This window comes from Neobacillus niacini (assembly GCF_023715785.1).
Taxonomy (GTDB): Bacteria; Bacillota; Bacilli; order Bacillales; family Cytobacillaceae; genus Neobacillus; species Neobacillus niacini_E.
The window spans coordinates 90,329-110,178 of sequence record NZ_JAMBOX010000010.1; the positions used below are offsets into that span (position 1 = coordinate 90,329).

Here is a 19,850-nt window from a genome sequence, read left to right on the forward strand (position 1 = left end):
CTTAATCTCATAAAAAATCGGATAACCCCAAGGGCTATCCGATCAAAACACATTAATCTTCCTGGAATCCGATAAAACCAATTGAAGCCACATCATCATCCCAAGATTGTATTTGCTGCTTATACTGGACCGACTTAAGGTCGCCGCACAATTTGGCGATGTCGACCTGCTGTTCGTAGTGCCATTCAAGAGCAATAGAAGTGTACAGTTCGTTCAACTGGGCATACGACAAGTCCTTCGTCACCTCCGCGACTTCCCTAATCCTCTCATCTGCTAAAATCCGGTCCAACTTTTTCGCAATTAAATACTGGTATCGAAGTTCCGTCGTCGGCAGCTTGATTTTATAAGCGCGGTCAAACCTGCCTGAGCGGTTCATCAGGGCCGGGTCAATTTTTTCGGGATAATTCGTCGTGCCAATCAGGAATACCCCTTCTTTCGAGGTTGCCCCGTCAAGCGTATTCAGGAACACCGAGCGAACTCCTGACGGCATCGAATCAATATCTTCTATCACGAGAACCATCGGCGCCAGCTTTAGAACAGAGCTGAATACCTCTTTAATCGTATAGCTAGATGTATACTCGGTAATCTGCCAGTACGCCACCGGAGCATTGATACTACTGGCGATAGATTTCACGAGTGTCGTCTTGCCATTTCCCGGCCTGCCATATAATAAAATCCCACGTTTGTACGGAATATTATACGTTTTGAAAAATTCACCGCTCTCCGAGAAAAACTGGTCAATCGAGCGGTATATTTCCTTTTTCATCGATTCTTCCAAAAAGACATCCTCTCGTTTTACCAGACTATTAATACTTTCGATTTGGGTCTCGACACCATCCTCCGTATCAGTGTAAACGGTGACGTAGTTTTTAATATAATCCCGCTTTCGTTTCAACACATATTGCAGGAACGACACAAGGCAAGAATCATTTTCGGCAAAAATCAGGTCACGGTGAAGTTCACCGTCGCTTTGGAAGGTCCATACACGGCAAAGCGCCACCCGATAGGCCGGATAATAATAGAGTCCATTGGCAATTCTCGGTTTGATGATAAACTCTAGTGCCTTATCGGTGTGGTTGGACGATATCGTCCGTGTTTCTCCTTCTTTGTGAATTAGCTAAGCAGCTTCACTTCCGAAGATTCTACCTTCAAATCCTCTTCGAGAATCTCCCAAAATTCGTTAGAAGTGTCCTCATCGGAATACATGTGAAATTCGGCACCCACTTCTTCATGCTATTAGTATATTAGTCTAGTGGATTTGTTTTCAGTTTAGAGTACTCAAAAAGAGCCCCAAGCAGGTGCTCGGAGCTCTTTTTCCATAATTAAGTTACCCCTCAACGATGTCCGGCTGATGATAAACGTCGGTTTCAAGTTCGCTTGTGGCTTTGCTGGTGAGGACGCCCGCTGTCATTGCGCCGCTGACGTTTAGGGCAGTTCGGCCCATGTCAATCAACGGTTCGACGGAGATGAGCAAGCCGACGATGGCGATTGGCAAATTCATCACCGACAGGACGATGAGGGCTGCGAAGGTTGCGCCGCCGCCAACACCCGCGACACCGAAAGAACCGATGGTCACCACAAGAATTAGCGTCAGAATAAATGATAGACTGGTAGGGTCAACTCCCGCTGCCGGTGCGACCATGACGGCAAGCATCGCCGGATAAATCCCGGCACAGCCATTCTGGCCAATCGTCAATCCAAATGAGCCGGCAAAATTGGCGATTCCCTCCGACACACCCAAATCCTTCGTCTGTGTTTTTATCGTCATCGGCAGCGTTCCGGCGCTGGTACGCGACGTAAATGCAAAAGTCAAAGTCGGCAATGATTTTTTAACATAATTGAACGGATTGAGTTTTGCCGACATCAACAAGAGCATATGAACGATAAACATGATGGCAAGCGCGACATAGGAAGCAATCACAAAAGTCCCTAGGTTCACGATCGCATCATAGTCGCTCGTTGCCGCCACTCTCGTAATAATCGCGAGAATCCCGTAAGGTGTCAGCCTTAGGATTAAGGTAACGACCCGCATGACGACTGCATACACCGTGTCGATAATTTTGGCAAAGAGCTCGGCATGCTCTGGTTCTTTACGCTTTACCCCAAGGTAGGCTATTCCGATCATGGCAGCAAAAATGACAACCGCAATGGTTGAAGTCGGCCGGGCGCCAGTTAAATCCTGAAACGGATTACTTGGAATGAAGTCAATGATTTGTTGTGGCAAGGTCAAGTTTTCCACTTGTGGAACTCGCTCCTCAAGTGCGGCATTCCTCGCCTTTTCCGCATCTCCTTCTGTTAACTGAACACCATCAAGGTTAAAACTAAGGGCAGAACCAATTCCGATGGCTGCCGCAATCGCGGTGGTGCCAAGCAGAATACCAATGACAAGGAAACTAATTTTGCCAATATTTTTTGTTAATTTTAATTTGGTAAACGCCCCGACAATGGAGACAAAAATGAGCGGCATGACTACCATCTGTAGCAGCTTGACGTAACCGTTGCCGACGATATTGAACCATTCAATCGAGCGCGCTGTTATTTCGGATTCAGTTCCATAAATATAATGAAGAATAATACCAAAAATAATACCTAATCCTAATCCCGCAAATACGCGCTTGGAAAACGAAACATGCTTCTTTTGCATCATGAACAGGCCATACATTAGCAGTAGCAGAACGGCAATGTTAACGATGATCAGAACAGTATTCATCTTCTTCCTTCCCTTCCTAGATAGTAGGAAACGCTAACACTGAATATCCCAATGCGCTAAGTCGGAATTCCAATTTCACTTTCTTTGTTACTTCATCAAACGTTTGATATTTCATACATATGTATAATGGAAATTTAAAATACCATTCCGCCAGCCCCAAACAATAAAATTTACAAAAAAACTGATCCGCCTAAAATGCGAATCAGCCTTCATGATAAATGTCCACCTGGGGAGGACAAAAATGGGGTTTTGTCCATGAACGGTGCCTGACACCCTTACCACCATTACATATAAACTAACATTGTAAATATTAAAAGGTTTCGATTTTGCTGGATGGTGCTCCTGTTTTTTTGTTCTTGATGTGGTAGGACAGGTAGCATATTAATAGGAAGCCGAGACCGATGAGGAGCCCTGTGAGCTGTGTCGGGTCGAAGGCTAGGAAGATTAATATGGATACACAGAAGATGATACAGAAAAGTGGGACTAATGGGTAAAGCGGTACTTTATATTGCAGGTCTTCCAATTTCCCGCCGGCCTGTAAATACTTGCGGCGGAACATGAACTGCGAAAAGGCAATTCCGATCCATGAGATGGTAACAGAAATTCCGGCAATCGACATCAACAATACAAACACCGTATCGGCAGCCAACACACTTGTCAGCAAGGATAGAAGCGAGAAAATCATGGTAAATACCAAGGCAGTAAACGGAACCTTTCGCCTAGATAATTTTCCGAAAACCGTTGGCGCCATCCCATCATGCGCCATCGCCCAAAGCAGACGAGTTGAAGCATAAATACATGAGTTCCCAACTGATAGAATCGCTGTCAGTATGACAAAGTTCATGATATCAGGCGCAAATGGTATTCCTGCCATATCCATCAACGTGACAAAGGGACTTTCCAATAAACCGAGTTCCTTGGTTGGAAACACGGCTGATAGGATAATAATAGAAGCTATATAAAAAATGATAATTCTAAAAAGGACATTTCGAATGGCTCGGGGTATATTCTTATGAGGTTCTTCACTCTCGCCGGCAGCAATTCCAATTAACTCTGATCCTTGATAAGAAAAAATAACATTCATCATCGTAACAAAAATGATGGCAATTCCCGCAGGGAACAGTCCTTTAGGAGCCAGGTTATCCATGAATGGCGCGGGTCTGTCCGCCAGTGGAATGATGCCAAAAATAGCTCCTGCTCCAATAATGATAAAGAAGATGACAGCCAATACTTTAATCCCCGCAAACCAATATTCGGCCTCGGCAAAACCTCTGGTCGTAAGCGCATTCAGAACAAACAACAGGGCAATGAAAATCGCGCACCAAATCCACACGGAGACGTCGGGAAACCATCGCTGCATCAAAATTCCTGCTGCGGTAAATTCCACTCCCGCAGTGGTCGCCGAACCGATAAAGTACATCCAGCCCAGCGAAAAGCCGGCAGCGGGATTAATAAATCTACTTGCATAGGTTTGGAACGATCCCGTTACAGGCATATAAACGGCCAGCTCACCAAGACACACCATCACCAAATATAAAATTAGGCCGCCAAATAAATACCCGATTAACGCCCCGCCTGCACCAGCTTGGTTAATCGTATAGCCTGCGTTTAAAAATAATCCTGTCCCAATAACTCCCCCCAAAGAAAGCATAAACAAATGACGCCGTTTCATGGATCTGTTTAACTGGTTCTGCTGCCCTTCTTTTTCAACCATTTTCCACACCCCTTTTTAGTGGATTAACATTTAACTTCCTTGCAAATAATAGATTTCACCATACCCTCAACTAGTGCAGGAACTTCTTCGAACGCGCTTTTGATGTGAAGCCGCTCGGTTCGCTTGTGGGCGTCTTTCCCAAACGGACCGACATTTAGAACCGGTGCCTTCAGCTGCTTCATTTCATCGAAAGGTATGGAGTAGCTTGTGCCCCAAACCGGTGTATTTCCTTTAAAAACCGTCCATCCTTCACCCGCATCTTGATAGTTCACATAGCTCAAGTCGCTGATTCCGTTAAAATAATGGACTTGATGGACTGGCAGCCCGAATTTTTCAATTCCAAAATTCTTTATAAAATCGATGCATTGCTTCACTAGCGGATCATCAGATGAATTCACTGCTGGATAATAGGGCGGTGCATATAAAAGGACAATCGCCGGTGCGAGCTCCTGACACTCAATCATCAACGTGTCCGCAATTCGGAAAGACTTTTCTCGGTCATCCCATTCCGATTTCCCCTGAACCGAAGCCTTAACTGACTGGACAAACGCCGCCCCCAATTTTTGCTGTGCATACTTCTGCAATTCCTCATAACGCAAAACCTTGACAGCGCCAACCGCGGTTGCCGACTGGGCCCGGCAAATTTCCTGGTAGGCCTCGTTGCATGCCAGTGCCGCATCCTGCGCCACTTTTTCAAAAAGCTCCATGATTTCTTCCGCATTCCGCTTCATTAAAAACACATTATATAAGGCAGCCGCACGGTAAGGTGTCTGGGTCGAGTATTCCAGCTTTAAGTCCTTTTGCTGCAGTGTGACTGGAGGCGGTGTCGTTTCCCCGAGCACCGATTCCTGCAAACTTGGATTCCATTCCATTCGCTGTGTTAAAAACGACGCAATGTAAGGCGCAGTTATGCCGCCGAGCGGTTGGCCAACATGTGTTTCCTTGCCGTAAAACAGCGCAGACGGCATGATTTTTCCAATCGAACCTGAATAAACATAATAGTTTCTGTCACCCGGATCCTGGGTAAATACCGGCTCCCCGTTCAAAAATAGCTTATAGGTTAGCTGATGCCTCTCCTTTAATTCCAACAGCTTTGGAACAGCCGCCCGCATCCCCGCGGAATTAACTTCTTCATCCGGAACTGTCAGCAGGAGCAGGTTAATTTTCCATTGTTCGACCGAGGCTTTTTCGATTAGCCCCATATGCATCACAAGGCCCATTTTCATATCCATTGTGCCGCGGCCAAACAGGTATTCACCAGATAAAAGATCCTCCCGAGCCTCATCCGGCAGTTCGTCCATTCTGTCAAAAAGCAGCTTCGTTAATTCCTCCGGCTTGTACGCATACTCTTGAAGATCACCAAATTCCTCCACATTTACCGTATCAAAATGACTGATTAATACCACCGTATCCGAAGCATTGGGATGTTTATACAACGCCGTTAAAAAGGACCGGCCCAAATCGGCGTCATGAAGTTCCAAGTATTCTGGATGCTTCTGAAAAAAGTCCACTTTACCGAGCTCCACCATAACCTTGGACGGAAATTCGCGTTCTCCCTCGGTCAGCGTCATGCTTTTCCAGCTCACCACTTCGCACAGTAATTCCCTCAATGCTTCGGGATTTCCCCATCTAAGCTGTTTCATGGTCCCAGACCCCTTCATTTTCATTGTTAAAAACGCAATGACAAGCAGCTCAAGCCGCCATCTAATTTTCGAAACTCCGATGTATCAAGCTCAAGCGTTTGATAACCAGCCTCTTCAATCCTTTGTTTTGTTTCTGGATAGCCCGCCGGAATGATGACATAGCCATTTACCCGGATGCAATTGGCTGCATATTCCTCTTCCGGCGGGACAATAATTTTTTTATACGAATGAAAATCAGGGTGATCGATAAATTCGCCGGCCACCACTATCGTTTGATTCCCTAAATAGGCGATACCTGTTTTTAAATGAAAGAATTTTTTTAAAGGTACAATCGTAGCTTTATAGTTTTCAGATTCCAAGATTTCTTTTAGCTGCTGTGCACCTTCCTGGTTGGTCCGGGCGGAAATCCCGATATAAAAGTGATCTTCAATTTGTAAAATATCGCCTCCGTCCAATGCTCCCGGCGCTTTGATATAGTAAACTTTTTCGTAGAAGGACTTGATTGCCGGTTCCATATCACGGATTTCTCCGTTGCGAGATGCAGCCCCAGGGTTGGAAATGACCGCAAATCCCGGTGTCAAAACCGCAGTATCCTCCACAAAGGTAGAGTCAGGAAATTCATCACTGCTTTCCAGGACGGTGACTTCCGTGCCGCAAGTTTTCAGCGCTTCAATATACGCTTTGTGCTGCTCCAGGGCTTTTTCCAACTTGGGTGCACCCAAGTTGGAAGTCGTTAATCCATTGATATATGTTTTCCCCGGTGTTTTGACAATGGTATGTTTAAACATGATTTTCCCCCTTATTTTCTTTAGCTGCGAACAACCGGGCACGTTAAGCAGGTCGGGCCGCCTGTTCCCAAATAAGATATTTCGTTTCCTTCATATTCATATACGGTAGCCCCTGCATCGATTAACTGTTGTTTCGTGACAGGGTTTCCGGAAACCAGCATGCAAACCCGGGGCGCCAATGCCAGGACATTACAGCCAAGCGTTAAATACTCCTCCTCGGAAACCTCAATCAATTGATATCCGCGTTTGATCAGCAGCTGTCTGAGAAAAACAGGCATTAACCGTGAATTGACAACCGCCAAATCCTCATCAACGATACTGATAATCGACATCAGATGAAGGCATTCGTTCTCCCCTTGGTCATGCGGGAGCTGGACAACGATCACTTCATCGACTATATCCTTCACCATTTCTTTGATTTGCAGGATGGCTTCATCGTTGGTCCGATAACCTCGTCCAATCAGCAAAGTCCGGTCATCGAGCCAAACAAGGTCGCCGCCGTCGGCCACAGCCTCGCCCGTCAACTCTCCTACTATCGGAATCTGTTTTTCTTGTAAAAATTCTTTATAGACCTCTGCTTCCGGCTGCCGCAATGTTTTTCCGGATTTTAAAATAATCGCGCCATTTTTCGTGAATTTGACAGGGTCATGGGCATAGAGCGAATCCAGTCCCACCCGATCGGATGACGGCAAATATTCAATCAGGTCCACATGTTCCTTCACAATGGACAGAAATTGCTCGTACTCATGCTGAGCCTTTATAAAATCAGGTTCATTGATATAGTTGAATCGCTTCCATTCATTACCCAAATGCTCCTGACTGATAAAGGCATCTTTTGGATGTTTAATGATGACGGAGTTAAGTTTTTTATACATAGAAGACAGCAAAGAACATCCCCCTTTTTCCGCATAGTGGAATTCATTTCCCCTGACAGGAAAATCTATAATATGATATTATAGTGCTAATAAATGGATGTCAATATTTTTTGAATTTACTGAAATACTAAAAAGTTCCTTGGCTGGAGGGGATTTCAATGCAAACTATCGATCGGGCAATGAAAGTAATCAAAGTTCTCGCCGGAAGCGATACAAAGAGATGGTTCTCCATTACTGAATTATCAAAAGAATGCGATCTGCCTGTCAGTACGCTACATCGGCTGCTGCAATCCATGAAAAGGCACGATCTTATACAACAAGATCCGGAGCATAAGCTTTACTCCTTGGGGACTGCTTGGCTTGAGTATGGCTTACAAATGTATGATACCTTTGATTTTATCGGCCTCATCCGCCCTGAAATGGAGAAATTAATGCATGAAGTGGAAGAGAGTGTGTATTTTAGTAAGCCAATTGGATTAGAAGCACTGGTAGTGGAACGGATTGATTGTCCGCATAACCCGATCCGCATTTATGACCAGCTTGGGATCAAGATCCCCTTGAATATCGGGGCGGCCAATAAAGTCATGTTAGCCAATATGCCAAAGGGTGACATGCTAAAAATCGTACAGTCGTTGGTATCTGCGGATGAGAGAGAATCTTTCCTAGAATTATTAAACAAAATCCGAAAGCAGGGATATGGGGAAAGTCACGGGGAGAGAACCCCGGGGACATCTTCCGTTGCTGCACCGATTTTTAACCACCAAAGTGAACTCATCGGGGCACTCAGTATCGGTTATGTAAATTTCAATGTGGCGGAGGAACGGAAAAATCTCATCATTGAAAAAGCAGTTCAATATGGGATGCGAATATCCAATCGATTAGGCGCAAAATGATGAAGAGAATAAAAATAAGGGGAACGGGACCGGGTACTCGGCCCTTTTTGTTTTTTAACGGAAAGATAACAACGTGGCTTTCATTAAGATTTTGCAAACGCTATACTTAGGGACAGGAGAATTTTTAGGAGGCACAGCATGAATAAAACGTTTAAAGATACGATTAGATTACTTAATGACGTTGAAATGCCGCAGCACGGCTTTGGCGTTTTCAAAATTACGGAACCGAGCGAAATGGAAACGGCAGTATTGAAGGCATTGGAGGTTGGCTATCGTTCGTTTGACACCGCACAAGCGTATCAAAATGAAGCAATGCTCGGGGAGCTTTTGCATAATTGCGACATAGCAAGGAAAGACCTTTTCATTACGACAAAAATCGGTAACAGCAACCAAGGCTATGACCAAACGTTGTTTACTTTTGAAGAATCGTTGGCCGACCTGCAATTAAGCCAGTTGGACTTGCTGCTTGTCCATTGGCCAAGCCAAAAGCATTTATTTGAGACATGGCGGGCGATCGAGCGGTTGTATGAGGAAAAGATGGTGCGGGCAATCGGCGTAAGCAATTTCCAAATTCATCATCTTGAGCAATTAAAAACAAAGGCAAATGTACTGCCGATGGTGAACCAGATTGAACTGCACCCCTATCTAACCCAGGAGCCATTAAGGCAATATTTGCGGGAGAACCGAATTGCCGTCGAGGCATGGAGCCCGCTGGCAAAAGGCCGGATTTTAGCCGATTCAGTGCTTGAAGAAATAGCAGGGCGTCACCAAAAAACGGTCGCGCAAATCATTCTTCGTTGGCATCTGCAGCAGAATATCATTATTATTCCTAAATCAATCACGCCTGCCCGAATCGCAGAGAATGTCGGCATTTACGAATTCGAACTCTCGGCAGAAGACATGGCGGCAATCAGTAGACTAAACCAGGAGAGGCGTACCGGCTCCGACCCGGACCAAGTTTATCCAACCATCTAGGACCCCGGCGGCAATTATTATGCAAAAGGGCACCAATCTCATTATTAATGGAGGGGGGGTGCCTTTTCCTTTCATAATCATTATTGAGTATATTTGAATTGCCTTATTGTTTAAATAGTTTAAAAAACTATACGATATATTGTAAAATGGAAGTAGATTCAAGTATATATTTTGGATAATATGCTTTCATTTTTTGGAAATGATTCCACATTCACTCCTCAGCTCCATGTCTGGTAGAATAAAAAGGCTAAGCGTTTAAAGCTATCCGTCACACCATAAAGCAACCACAAATAAAATCAAGAAAGGAGCTGAACCATTTTGCAAAAAGCTAAGCTATACGACATATCATTATTTGTTACCGCCCTAGCAATAGCTCTAGGTTCAGCTGCTCTTTTGGTGGATAACCTAACCTTTCTAAAGGCCTTATTCATATACTGGTTATTTTCTAGCCTCTATTACAGTCTGAGAGTATTCTATAAAAATGGCAGCACCAATATTGAGTATGGAATCAGCTACGATTTATCCTTGGTTCTGTTTGCCGGTCCGCTTGGCCTGTTTATTTTTGAGACTATTTACCGGTTTACCATTTACTTTTATCGCAAATTGACCAAAACCGCGGACCCCAGTGAATTCACTGATACATTCTATAATATTGGCTCCTTTGTGATGACCAACTCGCTCGCCTTTTACTTGTTCCGACTATTATACGATAATTTTCAGTCCATCCCTTTTGGATTTTGGATTTTAGTATTTTTATTGGCTTGCATTACCTCCTATCTTTCCGGTACATTTATGGTCATTGTCTTTCTTATTATAGGTGAGCTGAAATCATCCAAAGAAGCATTCGATTTTATTTTTAAAAGGGTAAGCTTTCTGGATTTCGGGAAGGTTGCGATTTCGAACGGACTACTGTATCTCTTCCTTAAAGATGGAAAATGGGAGTTGCTGATTATTGTCTTTTTGTTAAACTATGTGGTCAGCCGCTCATTCTATGAAAAATCTCAAAATATCCAGACGAAATTGGAACGGGACAAGTTTGAGCAAATGGCGTATACCGACTTTCTGACGGGCGTCCACAACCGTACCTTTATGGATAAAAAAATGGCCGAGTTAAGCGAATCGGGCGAAAAAATGGGCATCGTGGTAACCGATATCGATAAATTTAAAGGCATCAACGATACTTATAATCACGCTGTCGGTGATCGGGTGATTCAGCACTTTGCGGCGACATTAAAAAGCTTTCTTGATGAAGACGACTACCTTTTCCGGAGCGGCGGAGAGGAATTCACCCTCTGCCTAAGGAACCGTAATTTCGAGGAAACCGTTGCGTTGGTGCATAAAATTCAAAGCGCAATTGAGTCTAGTTCGGTCAATACCGAGTACAATGGCGAAAGTATTTCGATACACTATACTGCCTCATTCGGACTCTATTACTACAAGGTCAATGAATACATCTCCATGGAAAAAGCCTATATACTTGCCGATGAGCTGATGTTCGATTCAAAGCAGCTTGGAAAAAACCGCGTATCGTATATCAACGGCCTAACAAACAAAGAAGAGGTCCTTGCCTAAAAAGGCGGACCTCTTCTTTGTTCCGGGCTTCATTTTTTATGAGGCGCGTTTAAGGTTTTTGAATTGCCCTTTTGAAAGGACCGTTTTTTCAAGCCTAAACGCCAGAATGCCAGCGAATACGGCCAAAATCACATCCTTGGGCAGTGGCGGAACCATCCACAACCAGGCCATTTTATAGGTAAAACCATCCGGCGCGGCGGCCCAAAGCTTGTAGGCATAATACATCCAATTTGTCCCGAACAGGTAGTTGATGACCATTCCAATCAAAGCGGCTGTAATAAACGCAGGCAGACTCTTGTACTTCTCGACGATTTTTCCGATAATAAACGTCATTAGAATATAGGAAATAATGAAACCAAAAGTAGGCCTGACGATAATTCCGAAGCCTCCGAAAAACCCTGCGAAAACCGGGACCCCAACCATGCCGACCAGCGTATAAACAATCATCGCCACAGTTCCCAACCGGCTGCCTAAAATCAACCCCGCCAAAATCGCGAAAAAGGTTTGTAATGTGATCGGAACCCCGCCAACCACCAAAAACGGCGCAATCGCCGTAATATTTGCCCCAACCGCCATTAATGCCACAAACATTCCGACAAGTGTAATATCAAGTGCCCTAAACTTATTCATTCTCTTTCCCCCACCCAACTATTCATTCTCTATATTTAAAATAACGGGGGCAAACAACAATTGTCAACCTATTTTTTTTTAGGTTAACAATTAAGATAAACATGAGTACCTGGCATAGGCCTATTGGCGTTACCCGCTCACTGTCTAAACCTATTTCTCCCTGCAGAACTTTGCCAAATCCTCTAGGGCGGCAATTGAGTCCTCTTCCCCCACTTTGCCATGCAGCTTGCAGTCAAATAGGCCTTCCTGAGAAAAGTCATTATCGAACTGATGCAAGGAATCATATTTTTTCAGTTCATTCTTTAACTTTTTGGGATAATACTGTACCTCTAACCGGTAAGTCCTTAGATTGATCCAGACTTTCTGAAGATTATTTCTCAAAAATTGCATTGGACAGGAGTCGGAACAGGTAATCAGTGTGATCACGGAATCCTGCTTCCAAGTCAATCAGGGTTACGTCTTTATTTTTCCCCTTAACCATTAGGTTGGGTCCTTTTCGTCAACAGGATGTATATAAGCTTTTGGGTAGAAGCCATCCTTATGGAACGGATGATCAAAATCAATGCCGCGTTTGAACATTTCAATCTGGTCCGAATCATCGCTTGTTTGTTTTCAGTGGCAAATTTAAGTGCCCCCATGATTGATTGTACATCCAGCGGACGCCATCCCAATCATTTGTCGGCGCTTCCAGCGTATGACCATAGGCTCCATGATACATCGCATCCTAAATATTTGTAGGCTAATAGTTACAGAGCCAACCTTACTATTCTATGAATGACCATTTCTTTTAGTACACGGATGAATGGAAAATTTGCACCTAAAGTCACAGTCATAAAGGAATATTTATAGACTCCCCGAATATAAACAGTATGGTAATAGAAAAGACTGTACAATTATGTGTAAGGAGGAAGAGGATATGGTTCAATTGGAATGGATGAAGGAAAATTTAGAAGAAACACGGGAACAGTTGTTGAATGAAATTGGTTCACTCAGTTTTGAGGATATTAATAAAGCTCCTGATGAAAATGTATGGAGTGTGGGACAGGTCTGCCATCACCTGTACTTAGTAGAAATATCTTTTGCTAAGGCAATCTTATACGGTCTCAAGAAAGAAGATGCCAAAAAAGCTGAGCCCAAACCTATTCACCTTCTTAACGACCGTTCGAAAAAACTTATTGCCCCCGAGATGGTTATTCCTAGTGGGGAGCCATATGAAAGGCAACAGCTTGTAGACATGTTGGCGGAATCAAGAACAATGTTACTAGAGGTTCTGGATCACGTTGACCAACCATCCATTTTAGTGGAAAGATCAGTTAAACACCCTGTATTCGGCTACCTTCCTCTCTACCAATGGATCGAATCCACCTACCTGCACGAACAACGTCATATCGAACAAATCAAAGATATCAAAGCGGAAATCGAATAAATGAAGTGTCAGGCACCGCAAATCAGGGACTATTAAAGAGGGCTCCCAGTTTGGGTGCCTGTTCCTATTTTTTAGAATTATACATACCTGTCAGCATCCATTAATATTTATTAACAAGAGTCCTTACCAAAACAGCCAGCCCCTGATTCATGTATCTGTTGCACGCCGATTATTATTTTTCCATAAAATACATTATCAACATCAAGACTGAAACGGAAAGATGTGGTGTTTATGACAAATTCCAGGCTAAGCGGCCCCTTGTTTAAAAATCTTCTGGAAAAAAGAATGACCTTTGAGCAGGTATTTGACAGGATTGTGGAATTTATGGGGAGTGACCCTTGCGGACATTACCGGTTAATGGTCGGAACGGATTCACAGGTTCACCGTTCCCACACTACTTTTATTACTGGAATTGTTATTCAAAATATGGGGAAAGGAGTTTGGGCTTGTATCCGAAGGGTCATTGTCCCCCGAAAAATGACCCAGCTGCATGAGCGGATCTCTTTGGAGCTTTCCTTAACCGAAGAAATTGTTGCCATGTTTACAGAGGAACGAAAAAATACGTTGATTAATATTGTTCTGCCCAATGTCTATGCAGGGGCAACCTTTACAATGGAAGGGCATATCGACATTGGCGAAGGCAAACGCAACAAAACAAGTGAATTTGTCGCGGAAATGGTCACTCGAATGGAATCCATGGGCGTCGAGCCCAAAATCAAACCCGACGCCTTCGTCGCTTCCAGCTACGCCAACCGCTACACAAAATAAAGACCACCCATTCCCGCACCCTGAGCGAAAAAGCTTTCAGAGACGCCCCAACAAAAAAAGTGTCCGCCCACGGTGGACAAATTGTGCATTTTGTCCACGAGTGGTGCCTGACACCATATCTATTTTTATCACACTGAATATAAAGTTTATAGTGCCGCTTCGATTTCTTCAGCCATTAATTTGATTGATTTTAGGCCGCCGCCGCTTAGGTACCAAGTGTTGGCATCCAAGTAGATGATTTTGTTGTTTTTGTAAGCGTTCGTTTTTTCAACAAGCTCATTCTCTACGACTTTTTTCGCGCCTGCATCGCCGCCTACGGCTACGTTTCGATCAATCACGAACAGTACGTCCGGATTTTTTTCCATAACATATTCAAAGGTGACTACCTGCCCGTGTGTTGAAACCTCAATCTTTTCATCAGCAGCACCGAATCCAAACACATCATGAACTAAACCGAAGCGTGAGCTTGGGCCGTATGCGCTGATTTGCCCTTCATTTGCCAATAAAATTAAGCCTTTTTGATTCGCTGCTTTAGCCTTTTTATTTAACGCTTCAATGTCAGCTTTAACCTCTTTTAATTCCCCAGCAACCTGGTCCTCTTTACCGAAAATTTCACCGACAAGATTCATATTTTTCTCAAAGGAGTCCATGTATTTGTTATAGTCAAATTCAATATAAACGGTTGGAGCAATCTCTGCGAACTGATCATATAACTCGGCTTGGCGTGTAGAGATAAAAATGACATCCGGCTTCATGGCGTGAATTGCCTCAAAATCAGGCTCTTTCAAGCTGCCTAAATTCGTGTATTTCTTATCACCATATTTTTTCAAATAATCAGGAATCGTCGCTTGAGGAAGACCTGCCACTTCCACACCTAGTTCATCTAATGTATCCAAAATACCAAAGTCAAACACCACGACTTTCTTCGGGTTTTTCTTCACTACAGTTTCCCCGTATTTATGCTTAATTGTCACTTTTTCCGCGGTTGACTTGCTGCCTGATGTTTTCTCAGACTCAGAAGTTTCCTTGGCACCGCCACATGCAGCTAACACAAGAATAATTGAAAAAATAATCCCAAATAAACTCCATTTTTTCATAGCTGTTCTCTCCTTGTAATTTATGAATTAAAGTTTGTGGTCTAAGAATTAAAGTAAACACAAATGCGACAGCTGCCCATTTCCTGAATCGGAATATCCATATCGTAAATTTCCTTTAAGGCATCTGACTGAATAATCTCCTCTGTCGGACCATCCTTCACTACCCTGCCATCCTTCATCGCGACAATCCAGTCGGAATATACGGAGGCAAAGTTAATATCGTGCAGGACGATGACAACGGTTTTTCCCAGCTCATCAACAAGCCGGCGCAAAATCTTCATAATCTGAACCGAGTGCTTCATATCCAGATTATTCAGTGGTTCATCGAGCAAAATATACTCGGTATCCTGGGCAATGACCATCGCGATAAATGCCCGCTGGCGCTGACCGCCTGACAGTTCATCCAAATATCTGTCCTGCATATCGGTCAAGTGCATATACTCAAGCGATTGATTCACAATCCGCTCATCCTCCTCCGTCAACCGTCCCTTTGAATATGGGAATCGGCCGAACGAAACCAGCTCACGAATAGTTAAGCGGACATTCATATAATTGGATTGTTTTAAAATCGACACCCGTTTAGCAAAGTCATTTGATTTCATTTTACGCACATCGGTTTTGTCCATTAGCACTTCACCCGTATCGGCATCGAGGAGTCGGCTGACCATCGAAAGCAAGGTCGATTTCCCTGCGCCGTTTGGACCGATGAAAGAGGTTATTTTTCTTGGTTGAATCGTTACCGACACATCCTCAACAACCGCCTTTTTCCCATAAAACTTTGACAGTGATAAGACTTGGATCATGCTGCTTTCCTCTCCTTCAGTAGTAGATAAATGAAATAGACACCGCCGATAAAGTTAATAATCACACTGAGTGTTGTTGAAAAAGTAAATACCCGCTCGACCACCCACTGGCCGCCGACCAAGGCAATAATACTCATTACCACTGCCCCAGTAATCAGCACATGATGCTTATATGTCTTGAAAAATTGGTACGACAGATTGGCAACAATCAAGCCGAAAAAGGTTATCGGACCAACAAGTGCTGTCGAAATTGAAATAAAGATGGCAACAATGATCAGCATTTGTTTAACAATGGAGTCGTAAGGAACACCCAGGTTGATGGCGACTTCACGACCAAGCGACAAGACATCCAAATATCGCAGATAGCGCCAGGCATACACTGTGACCACACCGACAATTCCCACTGCCAGCCAAACCAAGTCCGAGTTGATATTGTTAAAACTCGCAAACATCCGGTCCTGGACAATCTGGAACTCATTCGGGTCAATCAGCACCTGGAAAAACGTTGAAATGCTTGAGAAAAATGTTCCGACAATGATTCCAATCAGCAGTAAAAAGTAGATTTGCTGTCCGCCTTTTTTAAAAAGAAACTTATACAGCAATAACGCAAACACTATCATCACAGCAACTGAGATTAAGAAGTTTAGCTGCTTATTTACAATAATGGTGTGACCTGAACCTAGGAAAAAGATAATCACAGTTTGTAACAGTAAATATAGTGAATCCAATCCCATTATGCTTGGCGTTAAAATGCGGTTATGGGTAATGGTTTGAAACACAACCGTTGAATAAGCGATTGTGAATCCGGTGATGACCATCGCCAGCACCTTTAATACCCGCCTTGGCAAGGCATAATCAAAGCTGCCGTTTAATTCATGGAATAGATATAAGGCACAGCATCCCGCAGCCACAATCGCGAGGATCGCAAGTTTCATTGAGTTACGCATTGGCGGCCCTCCCCCGGAACAACAGATATAAGAAAATTCCGCTGCCGATGACGCCGACCATGAGACTGATTGAAATCTCATACGGATAAATGATTAATCGGCCCAAAATGTCACAAACCAGAAGGAATATCGCTCCAAGGAACGCGGTATGCGGCAACGTTTTTTGTAAATGATCACCTTTAAAAATCGAAATGATGTTTGGTATGATTAAGCCCAAAAACGGAATAATCCCTACTGTCAAAACAACCGTTGCCGTAATCAAGGCAACTAGGATTAAGCCAATATTGACAATCTTGCGATAGGCAAGCCCGAGATTTTTTGAAAAATCTTCCCCCATCCCGGCAACCGTAAATCGATTTGCATATAGATATGCGATAATTAAAATCGGGACACTTATGTAAAGCAGCTCATAGCGACCTTTCATAATCGTTGAAAAATCTCCCTGCAGCCATGCCGCCATATTTTGAATCACATCGGCCCGGTAAGCAAAAAATGTCGTGAGCGAGGTTAAGATATTCCCAAACATCAGACCGACAAGCGGAATGAAGATGGCATCCTTAAACTTGATCCGGTCCAGTATCTGCATGAACAGGAACGTCCCGGCAAGGGCAAACAGGAAGGCTACGGCCATTTTTTCAAGCATAGAAGCATTTGCAAACAGCAGCATCGAGACAAGAATTCCAAGCCTTGTGGCATCCAATGTTCCCGCCGTGGTCGGCGAGACAAATTTGTTCCGGCTTAGCTGCTGCATAATCAGGCCGGCAATGCTCATTCCCGCACCCGCGAGAAGGATGGCGACAAGCCGAGGCAGTCTGCTGATTAGGAAAATTTGCGTTTCATCGGATTGGACATCCAGCAAATCCATAGGCGATATACTGCTAACGCCAACGAATAATGATATGACAGATAAAATGATTAAAGCTGGAAGTAAATATCGTTTTTTCATGGCTGTCCCCAAACATTCTATTTTTCTAGCTTTTTTGGTAAACTAACGGCGCTTCATTGAGAATCATTATCACCCGTTTACATAAAAAAAGGGTTATGCATCATTATCACCATTGGTGAGAATCTTTATCATTTGTAAGGTAAAAAAAATTCTCATGATTAACTTATTCAGTTTAAATGAGAATTATTTTCATCTGAGTACAAAAAAAGAAGGCCTTACAATTTTCTAATAAATGAGTGACAGTGAAAATCATTATCACTTACATGTTTGATTATAGCAAAGTCCAATTTTAAGTCAATATATAAATGAGAATTATTTTCACTCGATTTCGAACATTTTTATGACATTAATATAGTGTTAATCTAATAAATACCGCAAATGCTTCGAGTACCTTTTGAACGTCTTAATTTTTATGATGATGGGGAAAATAGTAGGGCTCTTTATTTTTAAAGGAAGGAGGAGTATGCTTGGAACCATATTTGAAGGTTGGAGATACTGCGCCGGACTTTTCTCTCGCCGCAACCACAAAGGAGACAATTGCGCTCTCGGATTATCGGGGAAAGAAGAGTGTCGTGCTCGCGTTTTACGGCATGGACTTTACACCAGGCTGAATTAAAGAAATTTCCTCTTGGAAAGAGGACTACAAAAGATTTGAGGAGTTGGATGCAGAGGTACTCGGCATTAGTGCCGACCATCTCCCTTCCCACCGTGTCTTTGCTGCCAGTATGGGGACATTGCCATACCCGTTATTGTCCGATTGGCATCGGGAGACAATTAAGAGCTATGGCGTGTTTAATGAAAAAGGCGAAGTCGCCATTCGCTCTGTCTTTGTGATTAACAAGGACGGAATTATCAGTTATATGAATACTTCGTTTAAAGCTGATAAAAAGGAAGATTATGAAGCAGTTTTTATGGAGTTGGAAAAACTAAAGTAAGCCGGGGTCCACGATCCCGGCTTTTATCTTTGTGTCAAATTGTTTTCTGGAACTTAACGCGCCTTATCGGCGGAAGCGTCAAATAGGTGGCGGCCCGCCAAAGCCATTCCAACGGCCCGTATTGAAAATATCGGAGCCAGACTACGCTGAAAATAAGCCCCACCAGGAGGATTGAAATGCAAACATACAAAGTTTGCAGATAGGTAATATTTCCGAATAAATCGAATGACGCCCCCGCCAGGTTAATGAAAGCAGTTTGCAAGATATAATTTGAGAGCGCCATCCGCCCATAGCTTTTTAACGGCGATAAGAGCATTTGGAGAATTGGAATTTGTAATAACAAGATTAGAGTCCCGGCATAAACCGCCGAAACAATCGGACCAATCGTGATACCGATGTCGATAAACTGCTGGGTTCTCTGGAATTCCGCTTCCGTGACAGTCCCAAAAACGAATGGGGCATACTTATATTGATAAATCAGCCCGGCAACACTCAGGACAAGCATAATCCCCGTAAAAACAGCGATTTTTCGGATGTTATTAGGAATCACTTCAAATACTCGAAACTGTCCCGCGGCAATTCCCAAAAGCATAACGGGAGCCACGATGAACAGCTTGAAAGACACCAATCCGAATACAACTAACAGGATGAAACCCGCGACAAGGTTGATCACTTTATGTACCTTGTAAAATGGCAAAAGGAGCAGACCGCAGATGGCATATACCGTCAATGCTTCACCCGGATGAAACCGAACATGGACCGAACCAATTAGATATAAAATGGCAGCTCGTCTCAAAAACAACAGGAATCCATTCTTCCCTTTCATATTGGCTCTGGTTATAAAAATATAAAATCCAACCCCAAACAAAAACGTAAAAATTGTATAAAAGCGGCCCTCTACGAACAAATACAAAAACCGCCAATAAGTGGCGTCCGGGGAGGCTGTCTCCGGCACCTTCACCAACAATAGCGGTCCCATATTAACCAAAATAATCCCCAAGAGCGCAAACCCTCGCAAATAATCAAGCACATCAATCCGTCGATTCACATCCATCTTAACTCTCCTTGCCGGTGCCTGACACCGTTTTCCACTGTTTGCATTGTGGGATTACTCCCATTGGTGCCTGA

The 19,850-nt window shown here is 43.6% G+C and carries 20 protein-coding genes; 7 read left to right on the forward strand and 13 right to left on the reverse strand.

Annotated elements, in window-relative coordinates:
* Positions 1-52 precede the first annotated feature (52 nt).
* The 6 genes from M3234_RS17760 to M3234_RS17785 all read right to left on the reverse strand — a co-directional run bounded on the left by M3234_RS17760 (position 53) and on the right by M3234_RS17785 (position 7,730).
* Positions 53-1,000: an ATP-binding protein gene (locus M3234_RS17760; RefSeq protein WP_262305991.1), complete on the reverse strand. Its 948-nt coding sequence runs from the start codon at positions 998-1,000 to the stop codon at positions 53-55.
* A 327-nt stretch (positions 1,001-1,327) separates the two neighbouring features.
* Positions 1,328-2,710, reverse strand: a complete 1,383-nt coding sequence (locus M3234_RS17765; RefSeq protein ID WP_262305992.1) for an L-cystine transporter — start codon at positions 2,708-2,710, stop codon at positions 1,328-1,330.
* Between the two features lie 310 nt (positions 2,711-3,020).
* Positions 3,021-4,424: an amino acid permease gene (locus M3234_RS17770; RefSeq protein WP_262305993.1), complete on the reverse strand. Its 1,404-nt coding sequence runs from the start codon at positions 4,422-4,424 to the stop codon at positions 3,021-3,023.
* A 23-nt stretch (positions 4,425-4,447) separates the two neighbouring features.
* The gene (locus M3234_RS17775) at positions 4,448-6,067 is read right to left on the reverse strand and encodes a M20/M25/M40 family metallo-hydrolase (RefSeq protein WP_262305994.1); all 1,620 of its coding nucleotides are present in this window, start codon (positions 6,065-6,067) and stop codon (positions 4,448-4,450) included.
* A gap of 26 nt (positions 6,068-6,093) precedes the next feature.
* Entirely contained in the window at positions 6,094-6,855 is a 762-nt protein-coding gene (locus M3234_RS17780; RefSeq protein WP_262305995.1) for a dimethylarginine dimethylaminohydrolase family protein, read from the reverse strand.
* Between the two features lie 20 nt (positions 6,856-6,875).
* Entirely contained in the window at positions 6,876-7,730 is an 855-nt protein-coding gene (locus M3234_RS17785; protein ID WP_262306090.1) for a dimethylarginine dimethylaminohydrolase family protein, read from the reverse strand.
* Positions 7,731-7,888: 158 nt separating this feature from the next.
* On the opposite strand from M3234_RS17785, the gene M3234_RS17790 reads away from it, so the two are divergent.
* The 3 genes from M3234_RS17790 (at position 7,889) to M3234_RS17800 (ending at position 11,170) form a co-directional block, all read left to right on the forward strand.
* Positions 7,889-8,623, forward strand: a complete 735-nt coding sequence (locus M3234_RS17790; protein ID WP_262305996.1) for an IclR family transcriptional regulator — start codon at positions 7,889-7,891, stop codon at positions 8,621-8,623.
* 138 nt (positions 8,624-8,761) lie between these two features.
* Positions 8,762-9,598, forward strand: coding sequence for an aldo/keto reductase (locus tag M3234_RS17795; RefSeq protein ID WP_262305997.1), 837 nt, complete (start codon positions 8,762-8,764; stop codon positions 9,596-9,598).
* A 318-nt stretch (positions 9,599-9,916) separates the two neighbouring features.
* Complete coding sequence (locus M3234_RS17800; RefSeq protein WP_262305998.1) at positions 9,917-11,170, forward strand: GGDEF domain-containing protein; 1,254 nt, start codon at positions 9,917-9,919, stop codon at positions 11,168-11,170.
* 36 nt (positions 11,171-11,206) lie between these two features.
* Here the strand turns inward: M3234_RS17800 and M3234_RS17805 are convergent, their stop codons facing one another.
* The gene (locus tag M3234_RS17805) at positions 11,207-11,800 is read right to left on the reverse strand and encodes a biotin transporter BioY (RefSeq protein ID WP_262305999.1); all 594 of its coding nucleotides are present in this window, start codon (positions 11,798-11,800) and stop codon (positions 11,207-11,209) included.
* Between the two features lie 150 nt (positions 11,801-11,950).
* Positions 11,951-12,247: a hypothetical protein gene (locus M3234_RS17810; RefSeq protein WP_262306000.1), complete on the reverse strand. Its 297-nt coding sequence runs from the start codon at positions 12,245-12,247 to the stop codon at positions 11,951-11,953.
* Between the two features lie 93 nt (positions 12,248-12,340).
* Here M3234_RS17810 and M3234_RS17815 point away from each other — a divergent pair, with 93 nt between their 5' ends.
* From M3234_RS17815 to M3234_RS17825, 3 genes are all read left to right on the forward strand, one after another.
* Positions 12,341-12,538, forward strand: coding sequence for a hypothetical protein (locus tag M3234_RS17815; protein WP_262306001.1), 198 nt, complete (start codon positions 12,341-12,343; stop codon positions 12,536-12,538).
* 178 nt (positions 12,539-12,716) lie between these two features.
* Positions 12,717-13,226, forward strand: a complete 510-nt coding sequence (locus tag M3234_RS17820; RefSeq protein WP_262306002.1) for a DinB family protein — start codon at positions 12,717-12,719, stop codon at positions 13,224-13,226.
* Between the two features lie 231 nt (positions 13,227-13,457).
* Positions 13,458-13,994 carry a ribonuclease H-like YkuK family protein gene (locus tag M3234_RS17825; protein ID WP_262306003.1) on the forward strand — a complete coding sequence of 179 codons (537 nt, stop codon included), beginning with the start codon at positions 13,458-13,460 and terminating at the stop codon, positions 13,992-13,994.
* Between the two features lie 146 nt (positions 13,995-14,140).
* On the opposite strand, the gene M3234_RS17830 is transcribed toward M3234_RS17825, so the two are convergent.
* The 4 genes from M3234_RS17830 to M3234_RS17845 are packed head-to-tail and all read right to left on the reverse strand — an operon-like array spanning position 14,141 to position 17,787.
* A complete protein-coding gene (locus tag M3234_RS17830; RefSeq protein ID WP_262306004.1) occupies positions 14,141-15,091 on the reverse strand; it encodes a siderophore ABC transporter substrate-binding protein in 951 nt (316 codons plus the stop codon).
* Positions 15,092-15,132: 41 nt separating this feature from the next.
* Positions 15,133-15,894 (reverse strand): iron ABC transporter ATP-binding protein, encoded by a 762-nt coding sequence (locus M3234_RS17835; RefSeq protein ID WP_262306005.1) that lies wholly within the window; start codon positions 15,892-15,894, stop codon positions 15,133-15,135.
* Positions 15,891-16,841, reverse strand: a complete 951-nt coding sequence (locus M3234_RS17840; RefSeq protein WP_262306006.1) for an iron chelate uptake ABC transporter family permease subunit — start codon at positions 16,839-16,841, stop codon at positions 15,891-15,893. Before M3234_RS17840 ends, M3234_RS17835 begins: the two co-directional genes overlap by 4 nt.
* On the reverse strand, positions 16,834-17,787 hold the full coding sequence (locus tag M3234_RS17845) for an ABC transporter permease (protein WP_262306007.1): 954 nt from the start codon (positions 17,785-17,787) through the stop codon (positions 16,834-16,836). Before M3234_RS17845 ends, M3234_RS17840 begins: the two co-directional genes overlap by 8 nt.
* Positions 17,788-18,266: 479 nt before the next feature.
* On the opposite strand from M3234_RS17845, the gene M3234_RS17850 reads away from it, so the two are divergent.
* The gene (locus M3234_RS17850; RefSeq protein WP_262306091.1) at positions 18,267-18,722 is read left to right on the forward strand and encodes a redoxin domain-containing protein; all 456 of its coding nucleotides are present in this window, start codon (positions 18,267-18,269) and stop codon (positions 18,720-18,722) included.
* Positions 18,723-18,756: 34 nt separating this feature from the next.
* Here the strand turns inward: M3234_RS17850 and M3234_RS17855 are convergent, their stop codons facing one another.
* Positions 18,757-19,776, reverse strand: coding sequence for a DUF418 domain-containing protein (locus M3234_RS17855; RefSeq protein ID WP_262306008.1), 1,020 nt, complete (start codon positions 19,774-19,776; stop codon positions 18,757-18,759).
* Positions 19,777-19,850: the final 74 nt, after the last annotated feature.

Bases quoted from the DNA above. Each gene is read 5' to 3' on its own strand.
- M3234_RS17765 (WP_262305992.1), bottom strand. From the start codon at position 2,710: ATGAATACTGTTCTGATCATCGTTAACATTGCCGTTCTGCTACTGCTA.
- M3234_RS17770 (WP_262305993.1), bottom strand. From the start codon at position 4,424: ATGGTTGAAAAAGAAGGGCAGCAGAACCAGTTAAACAGATCCATGAAA.
- M3234_RS17775 (WP_262305994.1), bottom strand. From the start codon at position 6,067: ATGAAACAGCTTAGATGGGGAAATCCCGAAGCATTGAGGGAATTACTG.
- M3234_RS17780 (WP_262305995.1), bottom strand. From the start codon at position 6,855: ATGTTTAAACATACCATTGTCAAAACACCGGGGAAAACATATATCAAT.
- M3234_RS17785 (WP_262306090.1), bottom strand. From the start codon at position 7,730: ATGTATAAAAAACTTAACTCCGTCATCATTAAACATCCAAAAGATGCC.
- M3234_RS17790 (WP_262305996.1), top strand. From the start codon at position 7,889: ATGCAAACTATCGATCGGGCAATGAAAGTAATCAAAGTTCTCGCCGGA.
- M3234_RS17795 (WP_262305997.1), top strand. From the start codon at position 8,762: ATGAATAAAACGTTTAAAGATACGATTAGATTACTTAATGACGTTGAA.
- M3234_RS17805 (WP_262305999.1), bottom strand. From the start codon at position 11,800: ATGAATAAGTTTAGGGCACTTGATATTACACTTGTCGGAATGTTTGTG.
- M3234_RS17815 (WP_262306001.1), top strand. From the start codon at position 12,341: ATGGAACGGATGATCAAAATCAATGCCGCGTTTGAACATTTCAATCTG.
- M3234_RS17820 (WP_262306002.1), top strand. From the start codon at position 12,717: ATGGTTCAATTGGAATGGATGAAGGAAAATTTAGAAGAAACACGGGAA.
- M3234_RS17825 (WP_262306003.1), top strand. From the start codon at position 13,458: ATGACAAATTCCAGGCTAAGCGGCCCCTTGTTTAAAAATCTTCTGGAA.
- M3234_RS17830 (WP_262306004.1), bottom strand. From the start codon at position 15,091: ATGAAAAAATGGAGTTTATTTGGGATTATTTTTTCAATTATTCTTGTG.
- M3234_RS17835 (WP_262306005.1), bottom strand. From the start codon at position 15,894: ATGATCCAAGTCTTATCACTGTCAAAGTTTTATGGGAAAAAGGCGGTT.
- M3234_RS17840 (WP_262306006.1), bottom strand. From the start codon at position 16,841: ATGCGTAACTCAATGAAACTTGCGATCCTCGCGATTGTGGCTGCGGGA.
- M3234_RS17845 (WP_262306007.1), bottom strand. From the start codon at position 17,787: ATGAAAAAACGATATTTACTTCCAGCTTTAATCATTTTATCTGTCATA.
- M3234_RS17855 (WP_262306008.1), bottom strand. From the start codon at position 19,776: ATGGATGTGAATCGACGGATTGATGTGCTTGATTATTTGCGAGGGTTT.